The sequence below is a fragment of the Thalassotalea sediminis genome (assembly GCF_030295915.1).
In the GTDB taxonomy this organism is placed as follows: domain Bacteria; phylum Pseudomonadota; class Gammaproteobacteria; order Enterobacterales; family Alteromonadaceae; genus Thalassotalea_C; species Thalassotalea_C sediminis.
This window is the reverse complement of sequence record NZ_AP027361.1, coordinates 1611161-1622801: the sequence shown is the minus strand read 5'-3', so window position 1 is coordinate 1622801 and position 11641 is coordinate 1611161. Positions and strand designations below refer to the sequence as shown.

General features: G+C 38.2%; 10 protein-coding genes. 6 read left to right on the top strand and 4 right to left on the bottom strand.

The window, feature by feature from the left end; all coding sequences use genetic code 11:
* Positions 1 to 11 precede the first annotated feature (11 nt).
* A complete protein-coding gene (gene yfbR / locus QUE09_RS07320; protein WP_286235543.1) occupies positions 12 to 629 on the top strand; it encodes a 5'-deoxynucleotidase in 618 nt (205 codons plus the stop codon).
* Positions 630 to 830: 201 nt separating this feature from the next.
* Here the strand turns inward: yfbR and QUE09_RS07315 are convergent, their stop codons facing one another.
* Positions 831 to 1361, bottom strand: coding sequence for a VC2046/SO_2500 family protein (locus QUE09_RS07315; RefSeq protein WP_286235542.1), 531 nt, complete (start codon positions 1359 to 1361; stop codon positions 831 to 833).
* Positions 1362 to 1475: 114 nt separating this feature from the next.
* Here QUE09_RS07315 and QUE09_RS07310 point away from each other — a divergent pair, with 114 nt between their 5' ends.
* Positions 1476 to 1745: a hypothetical protein gene (locus QUE09_RS07310; protein WP_286235541.1), complete on the top strand. Its 270-nt coding sequence runs from the start codon at positions 1476 to 1478 to the stop codon at positions 1743 to 1745.
* 49 nt (positions 1746 to 1794) lie between these two features.
* On the opposite strand, the gene deoA is transcribed toward QUE09_RS07310, so the two are convergent.
* The 3 genes from deoA to QUE09_RS07295 all read right to left on the bottom strand — a co-directional run bounded on the left by deoA (position 1795) and on the right by QUE09_RS07295 (position 6813).
* Positions 1795 to 3102 (bottom strand): thymidine phosphorylase, encoded by a 1308-nt coding sequence (gene deoA / locus QUE09_RS07305; RefSeq protein WP_286235540.1) that lies wholly within the window; start codon positions 3100 to 3102, stop codon positions 1795 to 1797.
* A 10-nt stretch (positions 3103 to 3112) separates the two neighbouring features.
* A complete protein-coding gene (gene cdd / locus QUE09_RS07300) occupies positions 3113 to 3529 on the bottom strand; it encodes a cytidine deaminase (protein ID WP_286235539.1) in 417 nt (138 codons plus the stop codon).
* A gap of 107 nt (positions 3530 to 3636) precedes the next feature.
* On the bottom strand, positions 3637 to 6813 hold the full coding sequence (locus QUE09_RS07295) for a TonB-dependent receptor (RefSeq protein ID WP_286235538.1): 3177 nt from the start codon (positions 6811 to 6813) through the stop codon (positions 3637 to 3639).
* Positions 6814 to 7450: 637 nt separating this feature from the next.
* On the opposite strand from QUE09_RS07295, the gene QUE09_RS07290 reads away from it, so the two are divergent.
* The 4 genes from QUE09_RS07290 (at position 7451) to QUE09_RS07275 (ending at position 11635) form a co-directional block, all read left to right on the top strand.
* The gene (locus QUE09_RS07290) at positions 7451 to 8080 is read left to right on the top strand and encodes a TetR/AcrR family transcriptional regulator (protein WP_286235537.1); all 630 of its coding nucleotides are present in this window, start codon (positions 7451 to 7453) and stop codon (positions 8078 to 8080) included.
* A gap of 2 nt (positions 8081 to 8082) precedes the next feature.
* The gene (locus QUE09_RS07285) at positions 8083 to 9261 is read left to right on the top strand and encodes an endonuclease/exonuclease/phosphatase family protein (RefSeq protein ID WP_286235536.1); all 1179 of its coding nucleotides are present in this window, start codon (positions 8083 to 8085) and stop codon (positions 9259 to 9261) included.
* 15 nt (positions 9262 to 9276) lie between these two features.
* On the top strand, positions 9277 to 10656 hold the full coding sequence (locus QUE09_RS07280) for an alkaline phosphatase (RefSeq protein WP_286235535.1): 1380 nt from the start codon (positions 9277 to 9279) through the stop codon (positions 10654 to 10656).
* A 121-nt stretch (positions 10657 to 10777) separates the two neighbouring features.
* Positions 10778 to 11635 carry an AraC family transcriptional regulator gene (locus QUE09_RS07275; protein WP_286235534.1) on the top strand — a complete coding sequence of 286 codons (858 nt, stop codon included), beginning with the start codon at positions 10778 to 10780 and terminating at the stop codon, positions 11633 to 11635.
* The last annotated feature ends 6 nt before the right edge of the window (positions 11636 to 11641 follow it).

The window sequence follows — 11641 nt, the reverse complement described above, 5'->3', positions numbered from 1 at the left end:
AAGGGGCTCTAATGGCAAAGCTAAAATCGAAGAAACAAAGTACGTTTTTAGCATGGATGTTCCGCATGCCTTTAATAAAACGTTGGGCGTTAATGTTTTGTGTTAAGCCCGAAAATGTCGCTGAACATTCACACCAAGTAGCCATAGTCGCGCATTTGCTAGCGGTGATAAAAAACCAAAAATTTGGTGGTACTATCAATCCAGATAGAGCCGCTACGATAGCGCTTTATCATGAAGCAAGCGAAACCCGTTATGGCGATATTGTTTCGCCAACCAAATACGCTAATCCGGAAATTGCGAGAGAATTTAAAAAGATTGAATCGCACGCTGAACGCGAATGCTTGCAATCATTACCTGAAGAGTTTCAATCCATTTTTTACGATATTATTGTTCAAGATCATGTTGATCCAGCATATAAGGCACTCGTCAAGGCCGCTGACATTCTTGTAGCTTATATAAAAGCCGTTGATGAGCTTAATCATAATAACCATGAATTTGACCATGTAGAAGAGCGTTTAGGCCGAAAGCTTGATGAATTAAAACAAGACTTACCTGAGGTCAGTTATTTTTTAGAAACGTTTTTACCAGCCTGTTCAGCCACCGTAGATAAATTAGCGCTAGATTGTTAACGCCCTACTTTTGCCTCTCATCAAGAGAGGCTGAAAGTTATCATAACAGGTTAACTGCTAACCTAATGTAATTAGAGAACTTATTAGGTGTAAATATACCAAATTAATACCTTGAACCATTGAAGGTTAGCGATAAGTTGCATGATTGAATGAACTATAGAGGTGATAATTTAGCTCATTTTTAACCACCAATTTTAGCTATTAAATCATTTGTTCAACAATTGGCGCGTTGACAATAGTATTTTGCAATGATTGTATCCAAGACTTAGCATCGAATTCTTTACGTTTACTCGGCAATGCATCAGCATTTTTATGTTTGAGTTGGCAGTATAGATTTGTATTTTCGATAATATTGCTTGGAATATGTCGCTTGTCATTTCTAAAAGCAATGGCCTTTTCATTAAGTGCATTCGATAAATGCACACTCGACAGTAACCCTTGCTCAACCAAGTCAGCTTGACCATATTGAGAAATTTGCGTGAGGTCTGTTAATGCCATAGGTGCTTTGGGAGGCAGTGAAAAATGATTTCTGAGCTTGTCATCATTTATTTCGGGTTCATTGATATCATCATGAGGTAGTTGAAACTGACTATGCATGCGCACATCTTCAACTAACATCGCTAGCATTAACGAAAAATCGCTATGACCAGGCGTACGCACCGATTCATTCAGGCGTTGACCTAATTGTGCTTCCTCTATTAGCGGATTATGCGTTGTTACTATTTTAGTCAAAGTTATTTCACTACAATGCTGCTGACAACTTACTATCGGCTAAAGAACAAATAACTTTATAGAAAAGATGAAGTTTTTAGTAAATAATCCACCAGCATATCAGTTGGCTTTGACATGACTACCTGTAACGGCGCTTATGTCTTTCAGCGTTTACTGAGTTTCATCGTAAAATACTTTCAATTATTGTTTATCTCTTTATATTGTCGGTGTGCCGATAAGCATTACGGAGGAAAAATTGATTGTTTCCCGATGACCAATGCTCGTCACACCACTCGTATGTGTCGAGAAGCTCCATCACTGCAATTTAACATTAAAAAGATACTTGAACTTTTAAAAATAAGCTTTACAGGCGAAGCCCTGACAGCACGATCACCACCTCCATAGAGGTGGTTTTGAGTAGACAAAAAAAGTGCTTTTAATTTCAGAGGACGTTTTAAACAATATGTTGATAAATGAGTGTTTGCTCAGGAGCACTGTCAGCAAATGTTAAAGCATCGATATAGCCCTGACTTACTTGTTTAACCTCTTCTGCACTATTTGCATGACAGCGAGCGACTACATCACCTTCACTTACTTTCGTACCAATAGGTAAAATAGCATCAAACCCTACACTATGATCTATTTGTTGACCATTTGCTGTTCTACCGCCTTTCATCGCCACAACTAGCATACCTATTGCTCGTGTATCCATTTTACTGACGTAGCCACTTACCGGCGCTAGAATCTCGTGAACTACCTTAGCTTTTTTCATCATTTTCCAAGGATCGGCAATAAAATCAGCAGGCCCACCTAATTGTGCAATCATGCGGTTAAATCGCTCTGCAGCTTCTCCAGAAGAAAGTGCCTTTTCAACTAAAGCTTCAGCGCTGCCTTTGTCTTGAGTCACACCGGCACTTATTAACATCGCACACGCCAACTCTACTGTTACACCATGTAACCTTGGGCAACGATTAGCCCCAGTTAAATAATCTGCCGTTTCAACCATTTCTAGCGCATTGCCAGCAGTAAACCCTAGTACTTGATTCATGTCTGTAATTATAGCTTGTGTACTAACGCCGGCACCATTAGCGACACTCACAATTGATTTGGCTAATGCCTGCGCATTTTCCAGATCAGACATCATAGCCCCATTACCCACTTTAATGTCCATAACTAAAGAATCTAACCCAGCAGCAAGTTTTTTTGACAAAATAGACGCTGTAATCAAAGGAATAGACTCAACCGTAGCCGTTACATCACGAATGGAATACAGTCTTTTATCTGCGGGTGCTAAGCGATCAGTTTGAGTAATAATCGCCATATTATTTTCTTTTACTAACTGTTTGAAGCGTGCAACACTTGGTTGAATGTCTACGCCGGTAATACTTTCTAATTTGTCAGATGTACCACCTGTATGCCCTAGCCCTCGACCTGAGATCATAGGGACATAAACACCACAAGAGGCAACAATAGCTGCTAACATAAAGCTTACTTTATCACCTACACCTCCTGTAGAATGTTTATCAACGACTGGGCCGTCTAACTCAGGCCATGATAAAACATCGCCGGAGCGCATCATATTATCGGTTAATGCAATAACTTCTTCGGTTGCCATACCGTTTTGGAAAATAGCCATTGCCATTGCACCCACTTGTGCATCGTTAAATGAACCATCAACTAACCCTGATGCAAAAAAATTTATCTGCACAGTGCTAAGTGGCTTACCATCACGTTTTAGACGTATTATTTCTTGAGGTAACATGAGTGACTCCTTATGTTAAGTCTCTAGGTAAAAACGCGTCCGGTAATAGTTGGGCTACCGACCATTCTTTCCTTTGATTCAAGTGATTTACAGACGTGATTTTTGCTTCTGGAAGCATGAACTCAGCAATAACTTGTCTACAAGCACCGCAAGGGGGCGTAAGCTTTTCCTGTTCAGTGTAAACAACAAGGTGAGTAAAGGTTTGACATCCATGCACAACAGCATTAGCAATACAATTACGTTCTGCACAGACACCTAAACCATACGACGCATTTTCAACATTGCAGCCATTGAAGACTTGATTATCTTTTGTAAGCAAACTTGCGCCTACCTGAAATTGACTATATGGCGCGTATGCACTGTTATAAGCAATCTTTGCAGCATCTACTAACGCATCAATACTTGGGGTATTCTTATTCTTTTGCATGTACAACCTTAAAATAAATTAACCAATTGGTCAGGTTTTATCTTAACGAATTCCATAAAAAAAGCCAACAGATAATCTGTTGGCTTTTTAACGTGTGTTAACTCAACTTAGAAAACGTACTTAATACCAATTTTCATAGACCAAGTAGACTCACGATCTTTCCACTCAACAGGCGATTCACCTTGGCTAACATTAGCACTTTCATATACATATTGACCTGCATCATTAATGCTATAATCAATAACTTCTGTTGCAGATTGACCAAATGGCAATTGATACATACGTGCTGCATCTTTATCAAAGATAGCTAGCGCGTTTTTAATATCAAAGTAAATTAAGCCTTTGTGACCTTCCATAAAGCCTGGAATTTCTTGTTCTAATCTAAGATCCAACGTTGTAGTCCACGGCGCTCTGAATCCATTCTTAGCAACGTATCCACCACCAGATGAAATACCTACTTTACTAAATTCAGCCATCACTTCGTCGTAACTTAAACCGTTAACGAAATCTACCGCAGCATCGTCAGCACCGGTTGGTACGTATGGTAAGTTTGCGCTGGTTAGGTCAAGCTCACCTGAGATACCGTCACGATTGTTCCAGCCAAGTAAGTTGCTGTATGGTCTACCTGCTTTACGTTCCCAAAACATATGAAATGCTGTGTTGTAGCCTTCAATGATTTCAGTGTTATACGATAAATTAAGCGTTAATCTATGCTTAACTTCGTATGCAGATGTACCCACTTCTGGGTTTTCCGGATCTATCACTGGGTTATAGTTATACGCAGTATTGGTTGTAGTACCCGTTGCATCAATTTTGTTCGTAATTGATGAATGTGTATAAGAGAAGTTTGCTTTAAAACCATTATCCCAGCTTTTCGCTAAACTAAAGGTTTCAATTAACGAATGACCACCAGAGGTATTTGTTAACATAACATCACGAGCATCTCGGCTTGGATCAGCAAAAGTATAAATCGGACGACCTTCAACCGTATAACCGTTGTTACCTTTTGAGGTATCTAACGTACGTGATAAATCAGACCAAATCATGTCTCTTTCATTATCTTTATATAATACTTCTGCACTTAAACGCCAATCTTCACCTAAGCCAATCGCAGAGAAATCAGCAACATAATCTGCTGCTAAGCTATACTGCCAAGTTGTTGGGATTTTAAAGTTAGGATCAATCATATCAATGTTAGAGTTTGGTCCACCTAACACTGAATTAGCAATTTGATCTTGTGCATGTTGTGGAATGCTATTTGGATCAGCATTTTGTAAAAAAGTATTTTCAGCAATAGCGTCACCAAATGTTCTGTATAACGCTATTCGACTACCATCATTTGTGAACGCATTTGAGATAAATACATTCGGACGACCACCACTAAAGCGCCCAAAGCCACCGCGAATAGTAAGCTCATCAGTAGCATCCCATGTGAATGCAACACGTGGCATAAATAAATCTAAACCATCTAAGTTTTCATCGTTTGAGTAGCCATAACGATCCTTAAAGCCTTGGTTTGCATTTGGCTTATCTGAGTTAGTGGTTAATTCATATCGTAAACCATAAGTTAGATTGAATGTGTCGGAAATATCCCAACTATCTTCAACGTATAACGCATGATTACTTAAACTGAATGACGCTGCTGCATCATCACGGTTTAAACTTGGGTTGTTTTGATATTCAAACCAATCGGCTACACCATTTTCAAAATCATCAATGCTGTTAAAGTACCAAGATCCTAAATAATGCTGCATAAAAATGTTATATACATCAACAGATTCATACTCCCAACCGAATGAAATCGCGTGGTCTTCGTATAAATACTCACCACTTGCACGAACCTGAAATGTTTCATTGGTAAGCTTGTTTGCATGACGACTGTCATCGGCACCAAGCATTATTTCTCCACCGTTTATCGTTTCAATTTTCACTTCACCGAAGTCTAAGCCGCCTAAAGGCACTTGACCGTTCACCGATTCTTTATATGACACTTTGAATTCAGTAGAAAAGTCTTGGTTCCAGTTTGAGAATAATTGACCTACATACGTGTCAAATTCATTTGAGCGGTTGTACCAATGAGATGATAAATATAAATCATCAGAACGTCCTGCACCCTGGTTACCAGCACTGTTACTAAATCCATGTGAATAAGTAAATGATGTACGGTGGTCAACATTAATATTCCAGTCTAATTTTAATGAATATTTTTCATCTTCTAATGGAATAGAATTATTCCAACTGCCTGCATCATAACCATATTTTGATTGTGCAATACTAACAACGCGATCAACTTCCGCTTGAGAAACTTGATCTACTGTATTTGCAACATTTGCACCAGATGGGCCTTTATCAACAGAACTTGGCGACTCGTAAGTTTCATAAGAAGCAAAGAAGAATAATTTATCTTTGATAATTGGACCGCCTAACGTAGCCCCCCAAGACTCTTCGTCAAAACTTAAGTCAATGTCATCACCCGTTTCAGGGTTTTCAGGATCTCCTGCCCATGCATCTTTTGCCTTTTCCATAAACATAGAGCCATGAAACTCATTGGTACCCGACTTAGTAACAACACTAATTTTACCACCCGAGAAGCCACCTTCTTTCGCGGTAAAAGGAGCAACAGCAACGCTAATTTGATCAATTGAATCAAAAGAAATTGGTGAACGTTCTGTAGGATAGCCATTACCTGCTAAACCAAAGTCATCATTTAAGTTTACACCGTCTACAGCCAAGCTATTGTAGCGAGGGTTTGAGCCTGCTAATGATAGCGAAACACCATCATTACCCACTACAGCCATTGGGTTTTGGCGAACAATGTCTTTTAAGTCACGGTTAAACGCTGGTGATTTAGTTAATGCGTCGCCACTAAAAATACTTGATGAACCTTTAGATGGGTCAAAGAATTCACCGGCTCCAGTAACAGCAATACGCTCGATATCTTCACTAGACAATGTTTCATTTATACGAAAAACATCACCTAATGTAATATAGATGCCTTCAAGTTTTTTATCTTTATGCGTATCGGAATCAATTGTAACACTGTATGGACCACCTACGCGCAGACCTCTAGCAGAGAACGCACCAGATTCATTTACCTTCAAGACTTTTGTAGTACCTGATGGTTCGTGAACAATTGTAATAGTCGCATCTTTTACGGCCGAACCTTCCGAAGTAAGCACATTACCACGCATAGAAGATGACGTATCATCAGCCATAGCCGGCGAAGACAATCCAAGCGCAAGAATAACTGCACCAGATATAAGTGAGAGGCGTTGGGTTTTCATGTTGTTAATTTCCCTTGGTGTATGTTTTATTTTGTACGACATACATTTTGTTGACCAAGTGTTCAAAAAGCACAACAAAATGTACGGTTTAAAGTCTTTATTTTCTTTTAAATTAGACCAGACCTTTTTTACACTTTTATTACATTATTTCACATAAGACATAAATACAAGTTAAATAACAAATTTAACTTCACCTACACTCACTACAAAAACCTTGTTATCCATTTTAAATTCAACAGCTTAAGCAAAATACACTGTTCAAGTGATTTTTTTTCACCAATACAAATATTAATAAAATATTTATATAAAAAATCACAAAAATATAACCTTACCAGTTAGTCAACTTATCAACCAGAATGTTTAAGCGCCATATTTAACAAGCTTAAAATGATATTTTTTTAATAACCAAACATTCAAATAATGGTAATAAAAAAATATTACAATGCTTGATACAAGGCAAATATGCGACTTTTGTTAATCATAGTTAATAAGCGCTATAATTGTCACTTAACTAAAACTTAATTACGTAAAACATCGCAATTTAAGCGGTTGAGATTGCATGCATATTACAATCTCTGGTAGTGTAAGCGGCTATAAATAGTCGACCGAATAGACAACGATAATAATAAGTACACTTATGACTGACATTTCAACGAAAAAGCAAGGTAAAATTCGCATTAAAAGCCAGCAAAAGATATTAGATGCTGCGCAAGACGAGTTCATTACAAATGGGTATAAAGGTGCCACGGTACAGTCGATTGCTGATACCGCTGGATTACCAAAAGCTAATGTACTGTATTATTTCAAAAATAAAGAAAATATTTATCACGCAGTACTAGAGCAAACATTAGATATGTGGGATCAAGGGATTGGTGATATTCTATATGAAGATGGCCCCAAAGTGGCTATTGAAAAATTTGTTGCAGCAAAAGTAAGAATGTCATTTAAAGAGCCTAAAGCATCTAAAATATATGCGATGGAAATTATCCAAGGTGCACAGCATTTAAAAGAATTTGCGCGCACTTATTTACGAAAATGGGTTAGAGAGAAGTCTAAAGTATTCCAGCAATGGATTAACGAAGGAAAAATGGCAGAAGTGGACCCTGTTAGTTTGATTTTCCTTATTTGGTCTACAACGCAACACTACGCTGATTTTGAAACGCAAATTTTGACGATAATGAATCGCGCAGATTATGAGGACGAAGATATAGAGCATGTTACGCAGTTTCTTACAGGCTTTATTTTAAAAGGACTAGAGATAAAATAAACATGAAACTACTTACTACGATTACAGGTTTACTACTGTTAATGACAAGCCAAAATGTACAAGCAAAACAACCTATTCGTGTTGCTACGTTTAACGTAAGCATGGATGCCACAAACTATGTTAAAAAAGGTGAAAAGCACATTACAGGCGACGAATTGTCAGACGCCTTAGCAAATAACAATCAACAGATTAAAAATATTGCCGAAATTATCCAACGCATAAACCCAGATATATTATTGATAAACGAGATCGATAATAAGGGAAATGTTGGACGTAAAGCGCTTGCAGAATTTATGCACGAATACCTGTCAAAAAGCCAAAATGGGCAAAAACCTATTAACTATGCGTTCTCTTACCAAGCACCAGTCAATACCGGCGTATTATTACCCGTTGACACCAATGGCGATGGTAATATTACCCGCCCTACTGATACTCATGGTTTTGGCCACTTCCCCGGTCAATATGCAATGGCAATACTTTCTCGTTATCCAATCGACGCAAAATACATCCGTACTTTCCAACATTTTAAGTGGAAGGATATGCCTGGTGCACTAAAGCCTACCTTACCTGAAACTGGCGAGGACTATTACAGTAAAGAAGCTTGGGATGCGTTAAGACTTTCATCTAAGTCACACTGGGATATTCCTATTCGCATTTACGACACAACATTGCATCTATTGGCAAGCCACCCAACACCACCTGTTTTTGATGGCCCAGAAGATAGAAATGGCAAGCGAAACCATGATGAAATACGTTTTTGGCGAGACTATATTACGCCAGGCAAGAGCGATTATATTTATGATGATAATAATCACTATGGCGGATTAAAAAAGCAGGACTTATTTGTTATTGCCGGTGACTTAAATGCATCTTCTGTAGAAGGTGACGCTATTAATAGTGGTATACAAGCATTATTAAATCACCCGTCAGTACAAGACCCTAAGCCACAAAGTAAGGCCGCAAAACTACATACGCCTGATAATCAATTTTCAGCAAATCATACTGCCTATTGGCGGATGCGTGCCGATTATGTGTTACCATCAAAACATGGCTTTACCGTTGTTGATTCAGGGGTCTTTTGGCCAACCAAAGATGATGAAAAATATCGATTAATTGATTCACGTAAAGCATCTTCAGACCATCGTTTGGTTTGGGTAGATATCTTGCTTACAGATCACTAGTTTATGGAAATTATAATGAAAAAATTTATTCCTGCTCTTGCAATAGCCTCACTAACATTAGGTTGTGCGGCTACTCAAGAACCTTCCCAAGCACCTAAAACATCAACAAAAGTAAATAATGTTATTATGATCGTTGCTGATGGAATGGGGCCAGCATTTACATCAGCCTACCGATATTATGCGGATGACCCGATCACGATTAACGTTGAACAAACTGTATTCGATCGACACCTTGTTGGTATGAGTAGTACCTACCCTGATCACGTATCAGGTCGAGTTACAGATTCCGCAGCAGGTGCGACAGCCTTGGCTACGGGCGAAAAAACCTATAACGGCGCTATTAGTGTCGATGGTGAAAAGAAGCATATTGAAACGGTTTTACAACGCGCAAAAAAACACGGTAAAAAAACTGGTGTTGTAGTGACATCACAAGTTAACCATGCGACACCTGCGGCCTATATTACACACAATGAAAGTCGTCGAAACTACAACGAAATTGCCGACAGTTATATTGATAATGATATTCAATTTGACGTATTACTCGGTGGTGGTTGGCAATATTTCATTCGAGAAGATCGCAACTTAGTGACTGAGTTTAAAAATGCTGGTTTCGAATATATCGATAGTTTTCAACAGTTAACACAGACAAATACTGATAATAAACTGCTCGGCTTATTTGCTGACGTTGGTCTTCCACCTGCTATTGATAATAGTGGTGGAAAATTATTGGATATGACCAAAACGGCACTTAAACATTTAGAAAACCCACAAGGCTTTTTTATGTTAATTGAAGCTAGCCAAGTGGATTGGGCAGCACATAGTAATGACATAAACAGTGCTATGGCTGAAATGCATGATTTAGCAAAAACCCTCACCTTCTTAGAGCAATACGTTGCTAAACATCCAGACACGCAAGTGGTACTAACGGCTGATCATAGTACTGGTGGATTAACATTAGCAGCAAAAGGTGAATATCGTTGGTCACCAGAATTATTAAGAAAAATGAAGTCTTCGACTTATGCGGCAGCTGAGAAGTTACTTACAATGGAGGTTAATCAAGCTAACATTGCAGAACTATTAGCTAATACAGAAATTTCAAAAGATGATGTTGCTGCGCTTGCCAAGGCAAAGCAAAATGCTGAACGTAAATTAAAAACATACGAAGCATTATCAACCGAGCAACAAAAAGAACAACGTAAACCTAATGTTCATTTTGCACTTTATAAAGCGTTAAATAAAATAATCGACAACAAAACCAATACCGGTTGGACAACGTCAGGACATACTGCTATCGACGTCCCTGTTTTCGCTATTGGTAATCAAAGTGATTTGCTAAGAGGTTTACAAGATAATACCGATATTGCAAACACCGTTTTCTCTCTCGTAGAAAAATAAATTACGGTTCTTAACGATTAAAACGCCAGCAAATTAACGCTGGCTTTTTTTCGCAAGTTTTATCAAGTACTCCTAACACTATCCTTGTAAAGTAACAGAAAAGGTCACCTAAGGTAATTTAGTGAATAAATTCATCCAAAAGTTACAGTTACTTGTAAACTATATTAACGAAAACTTGTCAGAACCGCTTTCACTTGTGCAATTAAGCAAACACGTGGGGATATCTCAGTTTCATTTACACCGCCTATTCAGTACATATGTCAATCAGCCCTTACGTCAGTACATTCAACACAAACGACTTGAGAGAGCTGCCTATCAAATATATTTTCGTGAGTATGATATTACTGATATCGCATTTAATGCCGGTTATCAATCACTAGAAGCCTTTAGTAGAGCGTTTAAACAAATTTTCACGCAATCGCCTCGTGACTACAGAAAGCAGCCAATATTAAAGCCTTGGCTTAATAAAAAAGAACGAGATCAAAAGGTAGAACAGATGATATATAATCAGAACTTTGATGTAACTATTACTAACTTCAAACAAACACTCATTGCTACGTATCGCCATCAAGGCAATCCTGAGAATTTGATGGCTAGTGTCCAACATTTTATCCAGTGGCGTAGAGCGCACCACACGCCTCCAAGCAAATCTAAAACGTTTAATCTCTTGTTTAGTGATCCAAATGAGACTGAACCAGCAGAATTTATTTTTGATATTGGTGCAGAAACAAAAAGTAAAATATCAGATGCAGAATATAAAATATTTACCCAAGTAATTCCTCAGATGCGTTGTGCAAAACTAACATATCAAGGTGCAGATCAAGGAATGAGTGAAGCATTAAACTACCTTTACGGACATTGGTTAGCAAACAGTAGTGAAGAAGTAGCTGATTTTCCGTGTATTATTGAACGCGTTACTATGTACCCAGATGTGCCTAAACATCAAGCTACCATGTATATTTATCTGCCTTTAAAATAAAAAACC